Source organism: Streptomyces sp. NPDC059524 (genome assembly GCF_042749255.1).
GTDB classification, from domain to species: Bacteria; Actinomycetota; Actinomycetes; order Streptomycetales; family Streptomycetaceae; genus Streptomyces; species Streptomyces xanthii.
Map to the genome: position 1 here is coordinate 1 of NZ_JBHYTK010000073.1, position 20,075 is coordinate 20,075.

A 20,075-nucleotide genomic window follows, 5' to 3' on the forward strand; every position below is an offset into this window, starting at 1 on the left:
CGCCCCCACCGGTGCGGTGGGGTCGTCGCCGGGGCCACCCGCGCCCTGCACGAGCGCCGGAGTGCTGTCAGCTGTCATGGTTCATGCGAACTCTCGTTGGTCGTGCGGGCGTCGGCCGCGCGCGTGAGCGGGATGCGGGGCCTCGGGCGGTACTACTCCCGATCGTCCGCCGTGGACCGGCGCCGCATCGCGAAGAACACGCCGCCGCCGATGACGAGGAGCGCGGCGATCACGATCCCGATCACGACCCCGGTCGAGCTCGACGAGCCCGAGTCCGAGCTGTCGGAGGCGCTCGCCGGCTCCGCCGACCACCAGCTCCAGTACCCGTCCTGGCCGTAGATGTTGCCCGCGGCCGTGGGCATCGTCGTGATCGACTTGATCTGGTCCGTGCGGTACGCCTCCACCGCGTTCGGGTACGCCATCACGTTCATGTACCCGGAGTCGTACAGCCAGGACTGCATGTCCTTGACGACGTCCGCGCGCTTCGCCGCGTCGTACTCGGCGAGCTGCTGCCCGTACAGGTCGTCGAACTTCTTGTCGCAGATGAAGTTGTCGGTGGCCGCGCTCTCCTTGGCCTTCGCGGGCAGCGCCGCACACGTGTGGATGCCGAGCACGAAGTCCGGGTCCGGGTTCACCGACCAGCCGTCGAAGGCGAGGTCGTACTCACCCGCGTACCAGGGCACGGACACGTCGTCGAGGCAGTCGACCTTCAGGCCGATGCCGATCGCGCCCCACCACTCCTTCAAGTACTTGCCGACCGCCTTGTCGTTCGGGTCGGTGGCGTGGCACAGGATGCGGAAGTTCAGCGGCTTGCCGTCCTTGCCGACCCGCTTGCCGTCCTTGAGCGGATAGCCCGCGTCGTCGAGCAGCTTGCCCGCCGCCTCGGGGTCGTACGACAGCTTCTGACCGTCCGACGGCTGCCAGAAGTAGTCGTTGAAGCGCGGCGGGATGTAGCCCGCGCCCTGCACGGCGTGCCCCTGGAAGACCTTGTCGACGATCGTCTTGGTGTCGACGGAGCGGAACAGCGCCTGGCGGACCTTCTGGTCGAGCAGCGCCTTGTTGCCGTCGCCGAACTTCTTGCCGTCCTTGGTGCGCGCGCCCGGGTTCACGGCGATCGCGTAGAAGCGGCGGCCGGGACCCTCGTTCACCTTGATGTTCTTCTCGCCCTTGAGCGAGGCCGCCTGAGCGGGCGTCAGGGCGGGGGAGCCGGCGACGAAGGAGACCTCGCCCTTGCGCAGCGCGGCGACCGCGGCGTCCTGGTCCTTGTAGGTCTTGAAGACGATCTCGTCGAACTGCGGCGTCTTCGACTTCCGCCAGAAGTCCTTGTTGACCTTCAGCTTCACGTACTGGTCCGTCTTGTAGTCCGTGAGGACGAACGGGCCGTTGCCGACGATCGGGAACTTCTGGTCGTTGTTGAACTTCGAGTAGTCCTTGACGTCCTTCCACACGTGCTCCGGCACGATCGGGACGTCGAGCGAGGTCATCGTCGCCTGCGGCTTCTTCAGCTCGATGACCAGCTGGGTGTCACTGGGGGCCGTGACCTTCTTGAAGTTGGTGACGAACGAGCCGTTGGCGGTGGCCGCCGCGTCGTCCGTCATCATCTTGTTGAAGGTGAACGCCGCGTCCTTGGCGGTGGCCTTCTCGCCGTCCGACCACTTCGAGTCGTCGCGGATCGTGTACGTCCACGTCAGCTTGTCCGGCGAGGACTCCCACTTGGTGGCGAAGCCCGGGACGACGTGGTTGTCCTTCGGGTCGTAGTTGGTGAGGTACTCGTACATCAGCCGGTGGACGCTGGTGCTCACCAGGCGCGTCGCCAGGAACGGGCTCAGCGAGTCGACGCTCTGCGCGAGCGCCACCGTGAGGGTCTTCTTCCCGCCGTCCGCCTTCGCCTGCGCCTCCTGCGGCGCGGGGTTGAGCGGGGTGGCCAGGCCGGCCGTCAGGGTGAACGCCGCGGCACCGGCTGCCAGGAGCACCCGTACGCCGCGCCGGGAGGGGCGGGCGATCGTTCTGTCGTGGTGGTCGTGCCGGACTTGCTGAGCCTGTTTGTTCATCGGTCGGTGACCTCGCGCATCGCTCGCACAGCAGGGACTTTCCAGATCGAATGAAGTGTGTGTACCAGCGGCTGTCGAGAAACGTCAACGGCAGGTGAACCCCATGTGGCCTGCGGAAATAACGAGTTGACCTGCATTTTTGGCACATTGGTCGAGACCTCTGATGCGATGCAGGCCAGGGCGTGGCGGTCACTTTCGGCGCGGTGCGCACCCGGGTGTGCAAAAGGCCCGCACCGGCGGGCGGTGCGGGCCTTCTGACACGTTGTCACTGCTGAGGCGGCTGCGGCTGCTGCCATCCCGGGGGCGGGCCGGGCTGTCCGGCCTGGGCCTGCTGCGGGGGCGGCGGGGCGCCCCAGCCGGGCTGCGGGCCGGGCTGACCGGGCTGACCGGGCTGTCCCGGTTGCCCCGGATGGGCCATCGGACCGGGCTGACCCGGCTGACCGGGCTGACCGGGCTGACCCGGCTGACCCGGCTGACCCGGCTGACCCGGCTGACCCGGCTGACCCGGCTGACCCGGCTGACCCGGCTGACCCGGCGGCGGGGCCTGCGGCGGGACACCACCCTGCTGCGGGTACGGGGCCTGCGGCGGCTGCTGACCGGGGTACGGCTGCTGGCCCGGGTACGGCTGCTGCTGACCCGGCATCGGCGGCGCCATCGTGGGCGGCTGCTGACCGTCGGCCTGCGTCCACAGGCCCTGCTGCTGCTGGGCCCGGACGAAGTCCTCCGCGACCATCGCCGAGAGGTTGAAGTACGCCTCGCGGACCTTGGGCCGCATCATGTCGAGGTCGACCTCGGCGCCGGCCGCCAGGTGCTCGTCGAACGGCACCACGACGACCCCGCGGCAGCGCGTCTCGAAGTGGCTGACGATGTCCTCCACCTTGATCATCTTGCCCGTCTCGCGGACACCCGAGATGACCGTGATCGAGCGCGAGACCAGGTCCGCGTAACCGTGTGCGGAGAGCCAGTCGAGCGTGGTGCTCGCGCTGGAGGCGCCGTCGACCGACGGGGTCGAGATGATGATGAGCTGGTCGGCGAGGTCGAGCACACCGCGCATCGCCGAGTACAGCAGGCCGGTGCCCGAGTCCGTCAGGATGATCGGGTACTGCTTGCCGAGCACGTCGATCGCGCGCCGGTAGTCCTCGTCGTTGAACGTCGTCGAGACCGCCGGGTCCACGTCGTTGGCGATGATCTCCAGGCCCGACGGGGCCTGCGAGGTGAACCGCCGGATGTCCATGTACGACTGCAGATGCGGGATCGCCTGCACCAGGTCACGGATCGTGGCGCCGGTCTCGCGCCGCACGCGGCGGCCGAGGGTGCCCGCGTCCGGGTTGGCGTCGATCGCGAGGATCTTGTCCTGGCGCTCCGTGGCGAGCGTCGAGCCGAGCGCGGTGGTCGTCGTCGTCTTGCCGACGCCGCCCTTGAGGCTGATGACCGCGATCCGGTAGCAGGAGAGCACCGGGGTGCGGATCAGGTCCAGCTTCCGCTGCCGCTCGGCCTCCTCCTTCTTGCCGCCCAGCTTGAAGCGCGAGTTGCCGCCGCCGGGGCGGGTGCTCTTCGCCTTCTGCTTCTTGTTGTTGAGCAGCCGGTCGGCGGACAGCTCGACCGCCGCCGTGTAACCGAGCGGGGCACCGCCCACGTTCGTCGGCTGACGCTGGTCGTGCTGCACGGGCTGAGGCCAGGCGGCACCCGTGCGAGGGTCCGTGCCGGCGGGCGGCTGCGGCTGGCCCGGGTGCGGGGCGCTGGGCTGACCGGGCTGCGGCTGACCGGGCTGACCCTGCTGGCCCGGCTGCGGCTGACCCAGGTAGGGCTGGGCCGGCGGCTGCGGCTGCGGCTGCGCGGCCTGAGGCGGTACGGGCGCCTGCGGCGGCACGGCGGCCTGCGGCGGGGGGAAGCCGTAGCCCGCACCCGGCTGCTGCGGCGGCACCGGAGCGCCCTGCTGCTGCGGGGGCAGGGGCTGGCCGGGCTGCGGCTGCTGCTGCGGGAAGCCGTAACCACCCTGCGGGGCAGGCGGGTTGGGCATGCCGGGCTGGGGCTGCGCGGGCGGCTGGGGCTGGGCCTGCGGCGGGGCCGGGGGCTGCTGCTGCGGGAAGCCGTAACCACCCTGCGGGGCAGGGGAGTTGGCGTCCGGCAGGGGGGCGGACGGGGCCGGCTGCGGCTGCGGCTGCGGGAAGCCGTAGCCGCCCTGGGGCTGGGCCGGCGGCTGAGCCTGAGGCTGCGGCTGGGCCGGAGCGGGGGGCGCCGGGGGCTGCTGGGCCGGCCAGCCCTGGGGCGCGGCGGGCTGCTGCGGGGCCGGCGGGGCCGCCTGCGTCGGGTCGGCCCACTGCTGGGCCGGTGCCGGGGCGCTCGGCTCGGCCGGCTGGAAGGTGGGCGGCAGCGGAGGCACGCCGCCTTCCGGCGCGGGCGGGGGAGTCCAGGCGGCGGGACCGGGCTGCTCCGCGACGTCGCCGTCCGCCTGGGCGGGGGCGGCTTCCGGGGCCGCTTCCGGTGCGGCGGGCGCGTCGGTGACCTCGGGCGTCTCGGGTGCCTCGGGCACCTCAGGGGCGGAGGCCTCCACTTCGCCGGACTCGACGGCGTCGTCGTCGGCGGCCTCGCCGACCGGGCCACCGGCGGCGGCCAGCGGGAAGTCCCCGTCGTCGGAGGAGCCGGAAGAGCCGGATGAGTCGGATGAGTCGGCTGAGTCGGTGGTGTCAGTGGAAGCCGAGGCGTCGGCGGCACCGGAAAGCGGCGCGTCGGGCACGTCGGCCTCGGGCCCGGACACGGCCTCGGGCGCCTCCGAACCACCGGCACCCGCAGCCCCGGTCGCATCACCCGCACCGACCGAACCGTCCGCACCGCCCATGCCGTCCACCCGGTGGACATCGGTCCACGAGCGGGGCGACTCGCTGTCGGCCGCACCCTCGGAGGGGGCGGCGGCGGGCGCGGCGGCCGCGCCGGCGCCGGACCTGTCCTCGCCGAGCGCGGCCAGCTCCTCGAACTCCCGCTTCAGCGCGGCGGCGGAGAACCGCATCGTGGCGCCGCTCTCCAGATCCCCGTTCCCCGCGCCGGAACCGGCCTCCGGGGCCACGGGGGCGGCAGCCGGGGGCGGGGTCGGAGCGGGCGGCGGCGGCACCGGAGCCGCGGGCGTGACGGGCTCGGGCGTGCCGGCACCCGACGCGTTCTGCGTGTACCAGGCCGGAGGGGCGTAGTCGATGGTGAACTCGCCCGTCATCTCGACACTGGACTCCGCGTCGGACTGATCATCGGCGGGCGAGTCCCAGCCCCCGCGGTAATCGTCCCGATCGCTGTTCACAATGCCTCCTGGTGTGGTCGAGCACCCTCGTGTTCGTGCATGGGGGAGACCGTTGTCCTTCGCCGATCCGCCGGGCTCACCCCTGGGTCCCAGCCCCCTGACGTACCCGCGCCCCGCACAAGGGCGTACGCGTACGTCCGGTCCCAGCCTAATCACGAATGGCGCGTGCACGGCAGGCCCGCCCCACCCGTCGGGGCCGTGCGCCCGGTCACGTGACGGCCGCGCCCGGTGGGAACGCCCGCACAGGCGCGGCAAATCGCCACGAACGGGACGGACTCAGTCCATCCGGCGTGCGGTTCCCAACAATCCGGTCTCGGCGTCGGTCGCCTGCGTCATCACGTACTGCCGGTCCCGGTCCGTGCACCACAGCGTCACGCCGTCGGCGAGGGTGGGCAGCGACTCGTACTCGCCGCGCGGCAGCCCCATCACACGCCCGATCTCCGCCGCCTCGTCCGGGGACACCCGCTGCACGCCCACGAGTCGCGCCTGCCGCATGAGCCGCGGCGCGACCGGGCTCAGATACGGCAGCAGCGTCAGGACGGACTGCCAGGGCGCCGAGGCGACCCGGCCGCGCGGCGGACGCATGCCGCAGTCGCGGATCACCAGCACCGGGCCGCCGGCCGACGCGCCCTGCGGAGGGACCCGGCCCACCTCGTGCACGGTCATGCCGGACTGGCCGCCGCCGACCGCCTGCACGAGCTGCGCCCAGTGCTGGGCGCGGCCCGTCTCCACGGCCACCCGCGCGCCGGTCGCGGCGGCCCGGAGCGCGAGCACCTGCGCCGTCCACAGGCCGCCGATGAGCACGATGTCGTAGGGCGTCGGGCGGTTGATGCCCATGACGGCCGGCTGACCCTCGGCGTCCACGCCGACGACCACGCCGTCGTCGCCGATGGGCAGCGAGAGAGTGTCGAGGTGCTCCGGCGGCAGCGAGTGCCGCTGGTGGCGCGGGCCGAGCAGGCCGAAACCGGTGCGCAGCCGCTCGCCGAGGTCGGGGGTGTGGCTGGTCAGGGCCATCAGCGGGCACCTCCGAGCGGCAGAGTGGCGAGAACGCCGGGCAGTTGCTCGCGGTCCAGGCGGACCAGGTTCGCGCGCACGCTGCGCGCGGCTCGCTCCAAGTCCCGGCGCGCGGTGGTCAGTTCGCTGTCGCTGCGGCCGGTGATGCGCAGGTGGCCGGTGAGCGTCACGTCCTGCTGGTCGCCGGGGGCGAGCGTCAGGCTGAACGTCGTCGCCAGCGCGGGCACCGTGGTCAGCTGGGCCACGAGCTGGGGCAACGTCGTGCCCCCGCCGCCCAGTTGGGGCCAGCGGCGGACCCAGTACGTCGTGTGCCGGCGGTTGTCGCAGCGCCAGCTGCGGCCGGACTCCTCGGTGCGGCGCTGCGGCGCCTCGCTGCGGCCGGCCTGCGCGGTCACCATCGGGTTGGCGCACGCGGACGTGGCGACCGCGGCGACCAGCTCCTCCTCGGTGAGCACACCGGCCCGGAACCCGGCGCCGGTGAGCCGGCTCGACAGGTGCTCGGCCACGCGCGCGAGGCTCTTCTGCGCGCCGACCACGCCGCCCCCGCGGGCCGCGACGGCCTCCGGGCACAGCTCGGGGTCGAGCTTCAGCGCGATCCAGGTGATGCGCACCGCCGGCGAGCCCGTCTGGGCCTGCAGCGGCGCGTAGTTGCTCACCGCGACGGACTGCTGCGGCAGGTGCAGCGCGGGCGCCGGCTGGGTGTGCAGCACGATCTGCGCCGACTCCAGTCGGATGCCGTCGACCTCCAGCGCGTCCCGCACCAGGGCCACCGGCAGCGGGCGCCGGCTGCGCTCGGCGCGCAGCGCGGTGGCGTCCGACTCGACCTGGAGCACCGCGGTCAGGAAGCCCCCGTCACCGACCATGCCGACGGGACGCTGGTCCCGGTCGTCGCCCCGGTTGTAGCTGTACGTGCGCAGACTCGGGTCGCACTCCACGGCGGGTGCGAGGCCCGGCTCCGTGCCCGGCGGCACCGGCACGCCCGCCGCGCGCCGCTTGCGGGCGCGCAGGGCGAGGATCGTGCCCAGCCACTCCGGCAGGGAGCGCCCCCGGCGGCGTACGAGCGCCAGCAGCAGGAGCAGGGCGGCGACCGCGCCCGTCGCGATCAGCGCGACCGTGCCGATCACCCAGCCGCACACGACCAGCGCGGCGGCCAGCTCGATCATCACGAGCCGCTGCACGCCGAACGAGCCGCCGCGGCCCGAGCGCGACTTCAGATGCGGGGAGACGGCACCTCGGTACGGAGCGCCGCCGGACCGCGCACCGCGTCCGCCCCGCTCCGGAATGTGTGGTGCCTGTGAAGGAGTGGGGGACCCCTGTGGGGAACCCTGCCGCGAACGGTCACCCGATCGTGACCTCGATTGCGACCGCGATCGAGCCCGCGTTGCGGAAGCCATCACTCCAAACCCCCCGAACTCTCCCGAAATCCCATGCGCAAAGGCCCCTCGAAGGTTCCACAGTCCTTGCCAGAAGGCCTCAGCACCCTACCCGTGCCACACGCGCACCGGCGCAACAGGCATAGTAGGGGCCGGGTCTGACCGCCGCGGCACGTACCGCAGGCGATCACGTCGACCGAAGACGGGGAAGACCGGGGGAACTCGCCCCCACGGCTCCGCACGGGGAGAGAGCGGACACAGATGGCATCACGGCGGGACGAACTCAACGCCTACACCTTCGCGAAGCGGCGCACGCTCGCGTCCTTCCTGCAGCCCTCTCCGACGGGCTCCGAGGAAGGCGCCCCGCGCCCGCTGCGCGCGGTGCTGCCCGGCACCATCGTCGGTGTCGTGGTCCTCGCGGTCTTCGGCGGCATCGGGATGTTCAGCCCCGCGGCCCCCAAGGAGTGGGACGCCACCCAGAAGAACGTGATCGTGGCGAGCGACTCGACGACGCGCTACGTGGTCCTCAAGACCGACGGCCAGAAGCAGCTGCACCCCGTCCTGAACACGGCGTCGGCCAAGCTGCTCCTCAAGGACTACACGGACGACGTCGTGACCGTCGACGAGAAGGTCCTCGACAGCGGCAAGCCCCCGCACGGCGCCACGCTCGGCATCCCGTACGCCCCCGACCGCCTGCCCTCCAGCTCCGAGGCCGAGGCCGGCAAGCGCTGGATGGTGTGCGAGCGCCCCAGCGACGGCGGCCGCGCCATCCAGAAGGCCGCGTTCGTCCTCGCGAAAAAGGAGTGGGGCAAGTCGGAGGGCCGCGACAAGCTCTCCGGCGGCCAGCTCATGTACGTCACCGACGCGGTCACCAAGGCGCAGTACGTCGTCGACGCCCGCGGCACCTCGTACAAGATCACGAACCCGGCGCAGCCCGGCCTGCTCAAGGCGCTCGACACTCAGCAGCGCGCCCCGCAGCGCGTCTCCGCCGAGTGGCTGCGCACGATGCACGAGGGCTCGCCGATCGCCATCCCGAACGTCCCCGGCCCGGTCGGCCAGACCGCGAACGCCGTCGCCGGCAGCGGCAACGCCCAGTACGACAAGATCGGCACGGTCCTCAAGGCGCTCGACGGCACGCGGATGCAGTACTACGTGGTGCTCCAGGGCAAGGTGGCCAGTATCTCCGAGTTCACCGCCCAACTCCTGCTCAACAGTGACCAGTTGATCGACGCCAACACGACCGGAAAGGCCGTGCAGGTGAACCCGGCCGCCGTCGCCGGCAGCGTGCCCTTCGAGGGCGAGGGCGCCAGGTGGCCCACGCAGGGCGCCGAGACGGTCAACAACGGCGCGAGCGCCACCAGCGGCCGCAACACGGTGTGCAACACGCTGCGTTCGGTCAAGGGCGGCAACACCAGCCTGTCGACATGGGCCGGCACGGACTTCCCCGCCGACCTGCCCACCGGTTCCTCCAGCGCGTACGTCACGCCTGGCTCCGGCCAGATCTTCCGCCAGTTCCAGGGCACCGAGACCAAGGCGGGCGGCGTCTTCCTCGTCACCGACACCGGACTGCGCTACGCCCTCCAGTCGAACGCGGACAGCGCCACCGACGACAAGGGCATCGGCACGACGGAGAAGCAGCGCAAGGCGGAGCAGCAGGAGGCGGAGATCGCGCGCAAGCTCCTCGGCTACGACAACGTGGACCCGGCCCCGATCCCCTCGACCTGGTCGTCCTTCCTGCCCACCGGACCGCGCCTCTCGCAGGCCGCCGCACGGCAGCCGCAGGGCTCGTAGCGGACCGGCGGACGAGAGCAGGAGGGGAAGCCCGAACCATGGCGATCACCAGCAACTGGGCCCGCCGCACCGCGCGGCCGGCCGCCCTGTCCGCGGCCACCGCGCTGACCGCGTCGATGGCCGTGCTCGCCCTGCCGGCGGCCCCGGCGGCGGCGGACAGCGGACAGTGCACGTTCGGCGGCAAGAAGTACGCGGGCCGGCCGTGGGCGCTGCAGCGCGTCAACCTCGACGACCTGTGGCAGAGCGCCACCGGCAAGGGCGTGCGCGTCGCGGTCATCGACACGGGCGTGGACGTCAAGAACCCGCAGCTGAAGAGCGCCGTGGACGTGGCCTCGGGCGGCAATTACCTGCCGCCGAAGGACGACAAGGGCAAGAAGATCGAGGGCCGCGGCAACGCGAAGGGCACGACCGACACCGTCGGGCACGGCACGCGCGTCGCCGGCATCATCGCCGCGCGCAAAGCGAGCGGCACGGGCTTCGTGGGCCTCGCCCCGGAAGCGACGATCATCCCGATCAAGCAGAACGACGCCGAGGGCCACGGCAACTCCGACGACCTGGCGAAGGCGATCAACCACGCGATCCGCCAGCGTGCCGACGTCATCAACATCTCCCAGGACACGGAGAAGGCCCTGGAGCCCGGCTCCACCCTGGAGACCGCGGTCAACGCCGCCCTGCGGAAGAACATCGTGGTCGTCGCCTCCGCGGGCAACGACGGCCTCGGCGGCAACGTGAAGAAGACCTACCCGGCCTCGTACAAGGGCGTCCTCGCGGTCGCCGCGTCGGACCGCAACAACGAGCGCGCCGCCTTCTCGCAGTCGAACGACGACGTCGGCGTGGCCGCGCCGGGCGTCGACATGATCTCCACGGTCCCCCTGGGCGGCCACTGCTCCGACAACGGCACGAGTTTCTCGGCGCCGTACGTCGCGGCGGTCGCGGCTCTGATCAAGCAGCACCACAAGGACTGGACGGCCCAGGAGGTCGTCGCCCAGATCGAGCAGACCGCCGAGCGTTCCATCAACGGCCGTGACCGGCTCGTCGGCTGGGGCGTCGTCGACCCGGTCCGCGCGGTCACCGAGATCGCGGACCCGAAGAACCCGATCCAGGCCCCGCACGCGGACCCGGACGCCATCGACGCCAAGCCCCCGGAGATCCTCCCGGTCCCCCTCACGGAGACCGCGGACGAGCGCAACGCCCGCCTGGCCACGTACGTCCTCGTCGGCGGCCTGATCGCGGTGGCGGGCCTGGGCGGCACGGCGGTCGCGGTACGGGACGCGCGGCGCCGCAAGGCACGGACGGGCACGGACACGGGTACGGGGGCGGGCTCGTGACCGGCATGGCGGTCACCCTGTTCGTCCTGGCCGCGCTGCTGATCCTGATGGCCTGTGTGCCGGCCGACCGGTGGCGCGCGCTGCGCAGCCGCACCTACCCGTCGGGCGAGGAACTCACGACGTCGAGCGTCGTGGTGGGCCGCGTCTGCCTGCTGGTGATGGCGGGGCTGGGCATCTGGCAGGGCATCGACATGCTGAGGCTCGCGGCGCACTGACGCCCCCGGACCAGGAGTCTTCCGGGGGCGGACCCCGGCCTACAGCTTCGCGCAGGCGTCGGTGCGGGCCACCGACGCGGCGTAGGCCTTGACGAAGGCGAGCAGGTCCTCGGGGCCGGCCTTCCGGGCGACGCGCGCCGTCACCCAGATCGACCGGTCCGCCTTCCCGGATGAGGACGCCGGACACTCCACGCGGCCGACCGCACCCGTCTTCCCGTACACGTAGCGGCCGCTGTCCGCGGCGGCGTCCGTGGGGTCGACGCCCTGCGCGGACTGGGCCACGTCCTGGGCCGATACGTCGGCCGCGCGCTTCTCCACGGACGTGGACAGCGCCACCTCGCCGTCGACCGTCAGCCGGCACCGCCGTACGCCGACCGCCTCGGACGGCTCCTGCGCGGCCTTCTCGCCGGCAGGCAGCAGAGGTGTCAGCGCGCTGCCGGAGACCGGTGTCCCGCACAGGTCCGCCGGCACCGCGTACGCGCGCTCGGGCTCGGACGACGAGCATCCGACGGTCGAGGCACCGAGCAGCGCCGCTCCGACGACGAGTGCGGCCGCGCGGAGGCCACCGAACGGAAAGGTGTGCATGTGTCTGTCCATCATCCGGGAGACGACTGGGGTCAGCTGGGGATCTCGGTGTCGAGGTCCTTGGCCATGGCGTGGATGTCGGTGTTCGCGTCGTTGAAGCCGGTCGCGGTGCCCTCGCTCACCCACGTGTCGATCTGGTCGGTGTAGTTCGCGTGGTGCGCCTTGGCCGCCTCGTTCGCCGCGGCGTAGTTCGCGTTCGTGGCCGAGTCCTTGATGGTCTCCCACCGCGTGGCGACGTCGTGTCCGGCCTCGGAGCGGTAGTGCCCCTCGTCGTCCTTGAAGAAGGCCTCCATGACGACCGAGGTGACGGTGCCCGCCGCGCCTCCGGCGGCCGCGCCGACGACCGGCGAGGCGATGAAGCTCGTCCCGATGCCGACGCCGGTGCCCACGATGCCGGAGATGACGTTCTTCTTCTGGCTGACCGCGTGGTCGAAGTCGCCGTCCTTCTCGCCGGCCGGGCCGAGCACGGCCTCCTGACGCCCCTGCGCGAGAAGCCCGTTGAACTCACCGGACTTGCGCGACAGACTGGTGATCGTGTCCTTGGCGTCGTGCGGGTAGCGCTGGTCCTCGGGCAGGTCCGGGTTGAGGTGGTAGTCCATGAGGCTGGCCGTGTACGCCTTCTCGCCGACGTTCAACGCCGCGTACCCCTCCGGGTTCTGGCTGGTCGTCACCAGGAAGCGGGCCACGGCGTTGTGGTCGAGCTTCGCGTCCTCGCCCGCCAGCGGGTACAGCTTGTCCCAGCCGGAGTCGTCGCCCGCGACGGCGGGGCCGTCGGCCATCGCGCGGTGGATGTCCGGCAGGTACTCGGCGCCGATCTGGCCGAAGCTGTCGGACATGTAGCCGTTGTCCTTGAGCCGGTCCGGATCCTCGGAGACCGAGTCGACCAGCTCGCGCATGAGCCTGGCCTGGTCGGCCGTGTGCGCCGGGGTGTCCGCCGTGGGCAGCTCGCCCGCCGGGTGCCCGGTCGTCGCCGCCTCCAGCGCCAGCGCCAGGTTGTTCTGGCCCGTATGCAGGTCGTCGCCGTCCAGGTTCTGCTCCTCGGGCCACTTGCGGTCCTCGAAGAGGTACTTGAAGTTGTCGACGGGCTCCTTGCGGTCGTCGCCGTCCTTCGGCAGGTACTCCTCGTTGAAGAAGTCCGTGGCCGCGTCGGGGGAGTTGGACAGTCCCTTGAGGAAGCCGGTGAGCGGATCGGCGCCGCTGTCCTCGCCCATGCGGTTGAGCCAGGGCGTGCTGAAGCCCGGGCGCCACTTCAGGTTGTCGTGCTCTCCGTCGCCGGTGAGCTTGCGCTCGGTCTCCATGAGCTTGGTGCCGTAGCTCTTGAGGAAGTCGTCGTCGTAGTCGCCCGCCCGCATCAGGTTGCTCATGACCTGGAAACCGTCGGGGCCGAGTCCGTTGGGGCCGATCGTCTGGTCGCCCAGTCTGATCATGTCGCTCTTCCAGCCGGCCATGGCCGCTGTGTCGCTCCGCGTCGCGGTGGCGAGCGTCATGCTCAGGTTCCGCTGGAGGTCACCGAGCTGGTCCAGGCGCTCGCTGCCGACCTCCATGTTCACCTGCGGGTCGCTGATGCCCTCCCAGAACTCCAGCGTCTTCTTCGGGCCGAGCTGCGTCGCGAACCGCTCGGCGAACAGCGGGTCGTCCTTGTACTTCGACAGACCCGCGTTGATCTTGTCGAAGTCCGCGGGCGTGAGGTCCTCGGGCTTCTTCCCCGCGATCGCGGCCAGGTCCTCGGCGGCCTCGACCGCGTCCGCGGCCTCGTCACGGTCCTTGTACGAGGCGTCGCTGAAGCCCATCCGCGCGGTGTCCGCGACGGCCTTCAGCACCTTGGCCGCCGAGGCGTCGCTGTCGGTGGCCTTCTGCAGGATGCCCTGCACCTCGTCACGCAGAGCGGTGACATCGCTCTCGCTGTGCTCGGGGACCGTGGTCCCCTTCGCGGCGCGGTCCGGATGGATGTTCATGGTGACGGTGAATCCGCCGCCACCCGTGTCCATGACGGTCAGGTTCTTCTTCAGCCCGCGGTCGATCGCGGCCTCGAGGTCCTTCTTGTGCTGCTTGAGCTCGTCACGGGTGTCGCTCAGGATGTTGTGGACGGTCGTCGCCTGCGTGTGCGCGTCCGCGAACTCACCGGCCGTCTTGCCGATGAACTCCTTGGACACCTGGGCGTTCACCCCGGCCCAGTTGGCCTGGTTCGCCGCCTTGTGCAGCCCGTCCTCCGCGTCCTTCTTGAGGTCCACGAGATGCTGCACGAGCAGCTTCCAGTCGGCCACCGCTTCGTCGAGCGACGTGAAGTTGGCGAAGCGCAGTGCGTCGAGATCCATGACCGACCGTCTCTTCCTCTACTTCTGATACGTCCCGTAGCGCTGATGACGAGGGGAGGGCGCCGCCGCCCCGCGGCCCCGCCGCCGGCCCTCGCTCACGAGGACCTCGGACCATCGGACGACACGACGGCCCCACCCGGTTCTGCCGACGCGGCCGTCACTTCTTCTTCGTGTCGTAGACCGGGTTCTTCTCGCCCGGCTCGCCGACCCGCTCGTCGAACCCGGCGTCCAGGGAGGCGATGCTGCTCATCTGCCGCCAGATGTAGTGGTCGTCGCCCGCGTGGACCTTCTTCGTGGTCTGCATGTGGTTCGAGATCTGCGCGCACGCGTCCATCAGCGACTTCAGCTGCTCGTCCCAGCGGTCGGAGACGTGCTTGAGCCCGCCGCCGAGCGCGAACCCCTGTCCGCTCAGGTCACCGGCCGCCGTGTCGCTGGTCGGCACGGCGACGCGGGCCTTGTCCCACAGCTGGTTGTAGAGGGTGTGCGCGTGCGACCCGATCTTCGCCAGGTCCCCGTTCTTGACCTGGAGATCACCGGTCTGCGACGGCATCGGCGGCTCCCCGTCGGCACGGTTCAACCGCATCCCCGTCGTCTGCCGCCCGGCCGCGTCCGCCTTCAGCTGCTCCCACTCGTCCCATGCCATGAGCCGGCCTCCCCGTACGTCTCCCGCTGACGGCGCCCCTCGGGCGCTCCGCTTCGGCAGTCAAGCTAGCAACTGGCCCCGGCGTGCACAGGGCCCGCGAGCGATCGTCACAGTTCGCCCGTCCTGCGGATGCGGGCACCTCGTGAAGGATCCGTGACGGTTCCGGTCGGGCACCCGATTTCATGCGAATTCATGCGAAGGTACCCGGTCCGTCACTGGTGCCCGTCACCGGCTTCAGTGGAGCTCCAGCGTCAGAGGCGTCCGGCCACGGCGATCGCGATCAGCCCGGCCAGGCAGACGCCCAGCGCGGTCGCGAGCGGCGCCCAGCGGCGGGCTCTGCGCGCCCGTACGAGCAGCCACGCGGTGACCGCCACCACGACGAGTACGGCGACCGACGCCACGACGACCGGTGCCGGGTAACCGGCCCCGACGCCCGCCACGGTCAACCCGACGACCATCAGCGCGCGGACGGCGACCAGCACGGCGATCGTGGCGGTCAGCAGAAACGTGATGCGCCAGTTGCGATCGTCAACCTGAGCCAGCGATTCCGCCGACCCGGGCGCCGCCGGGTCACCCGGCAGCCGCGTACCGGCCCGGCTGAAATTCGTGTTCCCGTGCTTGTCGTTCGTCACGACGCGCACCCTACCCAGTCCCTGCGGGGTGCGAACGGCCCCGCAAGATCACATAACGGAACGGCCACTCCGGCCACCCCCCAGCCTGGCCGAAAACACCCCATACAACTCAAGCTGAAATCCGCTCCGCACTCCTCTGTGAAGCTTGTGTGCTCGCTCGCTTGCGCAAACTGGGGATCGATCAGGGGCTGGGGTAGCCTGCGTCTCCGCATGGCGGCACCCCGGTGGGGGACGAGGATGAGGTGCACATGAACCTGAAGGTCACGCCTTCGGATCTCGAGGGCTACGCGCGGCAGCTCGGCCGCGCGGCGGAGGACGCGGTGGCGTTCAAGAACCACTGCGGCCGGCACACCACCGTCGGGGCCTCGAACGAGGGCCTCATCAACCTCGTCCTGACGACGCACACGGCCACGGTGCAGCAGGTGAACTCGGCCTTCGACAAGCTGCAGAGCATCCTCAAGGCGGCCGACGGCGAGCTCGGCAGGTCCGCGACGTACTACATCAAGACGGACCGGTCGGTCGCCGCGAAGGCCGACGCCACGTACCCGCTGGTGAAGCGCCCCAAGTAGGCCGCGTACGGGCTGTCGGTACAGGTCGAAGAGAAAGCCGAGGGGGAATCCCCATGTCTGATTTCACGGACGTCAAGGAACCGACGTCGCTGCTGCACGCACCGAAGGCTCCGGAGGAGTTCTCCCAGGGCCCGATCCTCGACACCTTCAACGACTGCGCCGACCTCATGAGCCCCACGTACTGGGTGACCGAGGCGTACAACGCGGTGTTCGGCTACAACCCTCTCGACGAGGTCGTGCAGTGGTTCGCGGGCGACTGGGAGTCCTTCGCCAAGTGCGGTGACGTCTGGGACCAGTTCGGCAAGGCCGTCGCCGCGGTCTCCGACAACGTCGAGGCGGGCAACAAGACGCTCGACATCACCTGGGACGGCCGGGCCGGCGACGCCGCCTACAAGTACTTCTTCGAACTCGCGGGCAAACTCGACGAGGTCAAGGACCAGTTCGACAAGCTCAAGACCGAGTACGACCACCTGTCGCACGCCGCGTACTCCACCGCGGAGGCCATCAAGGGCTTCCTCGGCGGCATCATCGACGGCCTGCTCATCACGGCGATCGAGATCTCGGCGGGCACGCTGCTGTCGTGGACGGGCATCGGCGCGGCGGTCGGCTACGGCCTCGCCGCCCTGGAGGTCGCCAACATGCTGCGCCTGTGGGCCAAGGCCACGGAGGCCTTCGGCAACGCCCAGGCCATCGTCAACGGAGCCGTCGGCGTCATCGAGACGATCGCCGCCACCCTCTACGGCTCCCTGTCCACCTTCCCGGAGGTCGGCGCGTACGACCACCCGGACCCCTCGATCTGACGCTCATCCGCAAGGAGTTGCACCCGTGCCCGCAGACGACCGCGAGGAGCGCCGGATCGGCGACGCGGACCTGATGGACATCACCCGCGGCGACCAGGCCCGGGCCCGCTCGCTGCGCAAATCCCTCCAGAAGCTCGCCGAGGGCCTGGCCCCCGGCGACCCCCTGCGCGACATGGCCCGCGAGGTCCTCAGCGGCCGCATCGGCCTCCGCGAAGCGGCCCGCGTCCCCGCCTACTCCGAGGCCCTCGGCGACCGCACGGCCCAGGGCTTCCGCGCCTACGAACGCCTCTCCCCGCAGGAACGCCGCGAACAGGAAGCGGCGGCGCGGGCGTATCTGGCGGAACAGAGGGCGGAGATCGAACAGGAACGCCGGGACCGCAGGCGCTGAGCCCGCCCATGGCGGTGGCGCGGAGCTAAAGGGTCCCGGCGAACGCCATCACGGCCAAACACGCCAGGCCGAGCCCGCCCGCCCAGAGCAGCAGCGGCCAGCTCTCACGCCGCCGGGACCGTACGAGCAGGATCACGACGCCCCCGTCCGCGACGAGCCCGAGGACGGAGGCGCCAACCTGCCACGGTGTGACCCGAGCTGCGGTGCCAACCATCGTCATCCCGAGGAGTGCCAGACAGCTCGCACCGATCATGAAGGCGATCAGCCAGACGAGGGTGGTGGTGAGCCCGCGGCTGCGGTCGTCGAGCGCGGCCAGCTCCTCGCTGCGATCGCCCAGCCGAACGCCGCTGTCCTGAGGCTCTCGGTCTCCGTAATGCTTCATTCACGGAACGTTACCGCCCGGTGTGGCCATGCCCCGCCTCCGCGCTCCCGGCGTGGTCAACAACGAGCCCGCAACTCCGCATGAATGGCTGAACTGTCATGCGTGTCCTGCGAGTTGGCCTGCCGTTACCTGTGTACGCATCGACGCAGGAGAGGCCGGAGCAATGACACTGCGAGTGACGCCCTCGGATCTTGAGGGGTACGCCAGGCAGGTGGGGCGAGCCCATGACGACGCCGTGGAGTTCAAGCGCCACTGCGAGCGATTCACTCGCGTCGGGACATCTGACGTGGGGATCCTGAACCACGTCACCCGGGCACATGCCAAGGCGGTCACCGACGTCACATCGGCCATGGACCAGCTCGTCCTGATCCTCAAGGGAGCCGCGACCGAACTGCGGCGCAGCGCCGTCTATTACGAGAAGACCGACAGGCGGGTGGCGGCGAACCTCGATGCGACGTATCCGCGGGTCAAGCGACCGGTGAGCTGAGGGCGCGAAGATGGCTGCATTCTCGGACGTCACTGAGCCGACGGCTTCGCTCAGGCCTCCGGCGGAACCGGAGGAGTTCTCGCAAGGGTGGGGTCTGGACCTCTTCAACGATTGCGGTGACCTGGTCAGCCCGACCTACTGGGTCACCGAGGCGTACAACGCGGTGTTCGGCTTCAACCCCCTGGACGAGGTGCTGGAGAGCATCGCCGGAGACTGGGAAGGGTTCGCCAAGTGCGCTGACGTATGGGACCAGTTGGGCCAGGCGTCCGACGCGTTGTCGCAGAACATCACGGCGGGGAACGCGACACTCGACCGGACCTGGGACGGAAGGGCCGCGGACGGCGCCTGCCTCTACTTCTCCAAGCTGGCCGGCAGGCTCGACGAACTGAAGGAAGAGTTCGGGAAGCTCCACGCCGAGTACGACCGCCTCACCCACGCCGCGTACTCCGCCTTCGAGGCCGTCAAGGGGTACCTCGGGGGCATCATCGACGGCCTGCTGATCGCGGCGGTGGAAATGGCCGCCGGGACCGCACTGTCGTGGTCGGGCGCCGGCGCGCTCCTGGGCTACGGCCTGGCGGCCCTGGAGATCACCGACATGCTCAGCAAGTGGGGCCTCGCCACCAAGCGCATCGCGGCCGTTCAAATGATGCTGAACGGCGGTGTCGGCATCGTGGAAGGTATCGGTGCGGCGATCTACGGGCTGTTCGTCACCTTCGACAAGCTCGGGCAGTACGACCATCCAGCCGCGACGGTGTGACTCCGCCGGCTCCTCCTGAAGGGCCACGTGCCATGAACAAAGATCACCGCGATGTCGTCCAGGACCGGGATCTTATGGATCTCACCGGCGGCGACCAGGCCCGAGCCCGCGCCCTGCGCGCCTCCCTCCAGCGCCTTGCCGACGAGAGGGCGCCCGACGATCCCCTCCGCGAGATGGCGCGTGAAGTACTCCGCGGCCGTGTCGGGTTGCGGGAGGCTGCACGGATCCCGGCCTACGCGGAGGCGCTCGGCGAGCGCATGACGCGAGGCTTTCGCGAGTACGAGCGGCTCTCGCCGGACGAACGCTCCGAGCAGCAAACCGCGGCCCGGTGCCACCTCGCCGACCTGCGGGACGAGATCGAACGGGAACGGGCCGCGGGCGGCCGGTACGTCCTCAGGGGCGCCGAACGGGCACAGGGGCGAGGTCGGGCCAGCGGGTGAGCGCGGCGGCGCGCATGCGCCCGCAGAGCTCAGCCGTTCGCTTCAACGGCCCCCGCCCGCAAGCCGATTCCGCAACGACCCCCAGCCGATGAGCAAGCCGCTGGCGAGCCGTCACCGTCCCCCACTCCCAGTCCTCCTCCACCACCCGGGCCAACTGGTCGGTCACCCCGCGCTCCGCCCGCTGCACCAGTGCGTCACCCCGCAGGACCCACCCGGCGCACGCGTCGACCAGCGCCGCCTCGACGTCCTCGCCCGGTTCGGTACCGGTGGCGTCGCGCCAGGCCGACAGGTACGCCGACTCCGCCCGCGCCAACAGCGCGTCCGACGCCCGCGTCACACACCAGCACGTCGGAAACCCGATCCTCAGATAGGCCAGCTCCATCAACCCGCTGCCCAGCGAGGCCTGTTCGAAATCGATGAACCGGACGCCGTCGGGGGTGTGCAGGTCGTTGCCGGGGCAGGGGTCCCCATGCAGAAGCGCCGCTCCCGGAGCCTCCTCAAGCCGCTCGACGAGGGCACGGAGCTCGACGGCGACCTCGTCGCCGGCCGGGACCTCGAGCGCCCCGGCCAGCCGCAGAAAGGCGGCGACGTCCGCCTCACCGGGGGCCGACCACCGCGGCAGGGAGCCGCCGGCATCCGAGGCGCGCGCGGTGGCATGCAGATGGGCCAGGGACTCCGCGTACCCCACGATCCAGTCCTCGGCGGGCGGCCGATGCTCAAGATGCTCCAACACCACGACCAACTGGCCGGGTTGGACCCCCAATACCCTCGGCGCCACGGCCACTTGAGCCCGCCCGGCGATCCGCAACGCCGCCACCTCACGCGCGTACCGATCCGCCGCCTCCGGCCCGGCGACGAGCTGCTTGACCACGACCGGCACCCCGGACTCGAGCTCGACCCGCCACACCCGTGACCGCGGACTGCTCTCCAGCACCACGCTCTCCACCGGCACCCCCAGCTCTGCCCGCAGCGCTTCCCCGAACGGCGGCTGGTCTCGTGTCACGGTGCCTCCATGG

Annotated in this window: 19 protein-coding genes; 9 read left to right on the forward strand and 10 right to left on the reverse strand. The window is 71.0% G+C overall.

Going from position 1 to position 20,075, the window contains the following annotated elements; translation table 11 throughout:
• Positions 1-152 precede the first annotated feature (152 nt).
• The 4 genes from ACFW9D_RS21065 to eccE form a co-directional block, all read right to left on the reverse strand.
• The gene (locus tag ACFW9D_RS21065; RefSeq protein WP_188336533.1) at positions 153-2,051 is read right to left on the reverse strand and encodes an ABC transporter substrate-binding protein; all 1,899 of its coding nucleotides are present in this window, start codon (positions 2,049-2,051) and stop codon (positions 153-155) included.
• 265 nt (positions 2,052-2,316) lie between these two features.
• Entirely contained in the window at positions 2,317-5,340 is a 3,024-nt protein-coding gene (locus ACFW9D_RS21070; RefSeq protein ID WP_384623784.1) for an SCO5717 family growth-regulating ATPase, read from the reverse strand.
• 276 nt (positions 5,341-5,616) lie between these two features.
• Complete coding sequence (locus tag ACFW9D_RS21075; RefSeq protein WP_188336531.1) at positions 5,617-6,354, reverse strand: hypothetical protein; 738 nt, start codon at positions 6,352-6,354, stop codon at positions 5,617-5,619.
• Positions 6,354-7,748: a type VII secretion protein EccE gene (gene eccE, locus ACFW9D_RS21080; RefSeq protein WP_384623786.1), complete on the reverse strand. Its 1,395-nt coding sequence runs from the start codon at positions 7,746-7,748 to the stop codon at positions 6,354-6,356. The genes ACFW9D_RS21075 and eccE overlap by 1 nt, the downstream gene beginning before the upstream one ends.
• A gap of 240 nt (positions 7,749-7,988) precedes the next feature.
• Between eccE and eccB the strand changes: the two genes are divergently transcribed.
• The 3 genes from eccB to ACFW9D_RS21095 are packed head-to-tail and all read left to right on the forward strand — an operon-like array spanning position 7,989 to position 11,061.
• Positions 7,989-9,518 carry a type VII secretion protein EccB gene (gene eccB, locus ACFW9D_RS21085; RefSeq protein ID WP_384623788.1) on the forward strand — a complete coding sequence of 510 codons (1,530 nt, stop codon included), beginning with the start codon at positions 7,989-7,991 and terminating at the stop codon, positions 9,516-9,518.
• Positions 9,519-9,556: 38 nt separating this feature from the next.
• Positions 9,557-10,846 (forward strand): type VII secretion-associated serine protease mycosin, encoded by a 1,290-nt coding sequence (mycP, locus tag ACFW9D_RS21090; protein WP_384623790.1) that lies wholly within the window; start codon positions 9,557-9,559, stop codon positions 10,844-10,846.
• The gene (locus ACFW9D_RS21095) at positions 10,843-11,061 is read left to right on the forward strand and encodes a hypothetical protein (protein WP_188336527.1); all 219 of its coding nucleotides are present in this window, start codon (positions 10,843-10,845) and stop codon (positions 11,059-11,061) included. The genes mycP and ACFW9D_RS21095 overlap by 4 nt, the downstream gene beginning before the upstream one ends.
• A 39-nt stretch (positions 11,062-11,100) precedes the next feature.
• On the opposite strand, the gene ACFW9D_RS21100 is transcribed toward ACFW9D_RS21095, so the two are convergent.
• The 4 genes from ACFW9D_RS21100 to ACFW9D_RS21115 form a co-directional block, all read right to left on the reverse strand.
• Complete coding sequence (locus ACFW9D_RS21100; protein WP_384623791.1) at positions 11,101-11,646, reverse strand: hypothetical protein; 546 nt, start codon at positions 11,644-11,646, stop codon at positions 11,101-11,103.
• Between the two features lie 32 nt (positions 11,647-11,678).
• Positions 11,679-13,961, reverse strand: coding sequence for a hypothetical protein (locus ACFW9D_RS21105; RefSeq protein ID WP_384623793.1), 2,283 nt, complete (start codon positions 13,959-13,961; stop codon positions 11,679-11,681).
• Positions 13,962-14,118: 157 nt separating this feature from the next.
• Positions 14,119-14,604 carry a hypothetical protein gene (locus tag ACFW9D_RS21110; protein WP_188336524.1) on the reverse strand — a complete coding sequence of 162 codons (486 nt, stop codon included), beginning with the start codon at positions 14,602-14,604 and terminating at the stop codon, positions 14,119-14,121.
• A gap of 251 nt (positions 14,605-14,855) precedes the next feature.
• Positions 14,856-15,236 carry a hypothetical protein gene (locus tag ACFW9D_RS21115; RefSeq protein ID WP_384623795.1) on the reverse strand — a complete coding sequence of 127 codons (381 nt, stop codon included), beginning with the start codon at positions 15,234-15,236 and terminating at the stop codon, positions 14,856-14,858.
• Between the two features lie 248 nt (positions 15,237-15,484).
• Here ACFW9D_RS21115 and ACFW9D_RS21120 point away from each other — a divergent pair, with 248 nt between their 5' ends.
• From ACFW9D_RS21120 to ACFW9D_RS21130, 3 genes are read left to right on the forward strand one after another with little or no spacing between them, the layout of a single operon-like run.
• Positions 15,485-15,805: a hypothetical protein gene (locus ACFW9D_RS21120; RefSeq protein ID WP_188336522.1), complete on the forward strand. Its 321-nt coding sequence runs from the start codon at positions 15,485-15,487 to the stop codon at positions 15,803-15,805.
• A gap of 53 nt (positions 15,806-15,858) precedes the next feature.
• Complete coding sequence (locus ACFW9D_RS21125) at positions 15,859-16,605, forward strand: hypothetical protein (RefSeq protein WP_384623797.1); 747 nt, start codon at positions 15,859-15,861, stop codon at positions 16,603-16,605.
• 25 nt (positions 16,606-16,630) lie between these two features.
• On the forward strand, positions 16,631-16,993 hold the full coding sequence (locus ACFW9D_RS21130) for a hypothetical protein (RefSeq protein WP_384623799.1): 363 nt from the start codon (positions 16,631-16,633) through the stop codon (positions 16,991-16,993).
• Between the two features lie 25 nt (positions 16,994-17,018).
• Here the strand turns inward: ACFW9D_RS21130 and ACFW9D_RS21135 are convergent, their stop codons facing one another.
• Positions 17,019-17,375, reverse strand: coding sequence for a hypothetical protein (locus tag ACFW9D_RS21135; RefSeq protein WP_384623801.1), 357 nt, complete (start codon positions 17,373-17,375; stop codon positions 17,019-17,021).
• A 163-nt stretch (positions 17,376-17,538) separates the two neighbouring features.
• Between ACFW9D_RS21135 and ACFW9D_RS21140 the strand changes: the two genes are divergently transcribed.
• From ACFW9D_RS21140 to ACFW9D_RS21150, 3 genes are read left to right on the forward strand one after another with little or no spacing between them, the layout of a single operon-like run.
• On the forward strand, positions 17,539-17,862 hold the full coding sequence (locus tag ACFW9D_RS21140) for a type VII secretion target (protein WP_384623803.1): 324 nt from the start codon (positions 17,539-17,541) through the stop codon (positions 17,860-17,862).
• Between the two features lie 10 nt (positions 17,863-17,872).
• Positions 17,873-18,619, forward strand: coding sequence for a hypothetical protein (locus ACFW9D_RS21145; RefSeq protein ID WP_384623805.1), 747 nt, complete (start codon positions 17,873-17,875; stop codon positions 18,617-18,619).
• A gap of 32 nt (positions 18,620-18,651) precedes the next feature.
• Positions 18,652-19,059: a hypothetical protein gene (locus ACFW9D_RS21150; protein WP_384623807.1), complete on the forward strand. Its 408-nt coding sequence runs from the start codon at positions 18,652-18,654 to the stop codon at positions 19,057-19,059.
• Here the strand turns inward: ACFW9D_RS21150 and ACFW9D_RS21155 are convergent.
• Entirely contained in the window at positions 19,013-20,062 is a 1,050-nt protein-coding gene (locus ACFW9D_RS21155; RefSeq protein ID WP_384623809.1) for a phosphotransferase family protein, read from the reverse strand. The genes ACFW9D_RS21150 and ACFW9D_RS21155 overlap by 47 nt on opposite strands.
• Between the last annotated feature and the right edge of the window lie 13 nt (positions 20,063-20,075).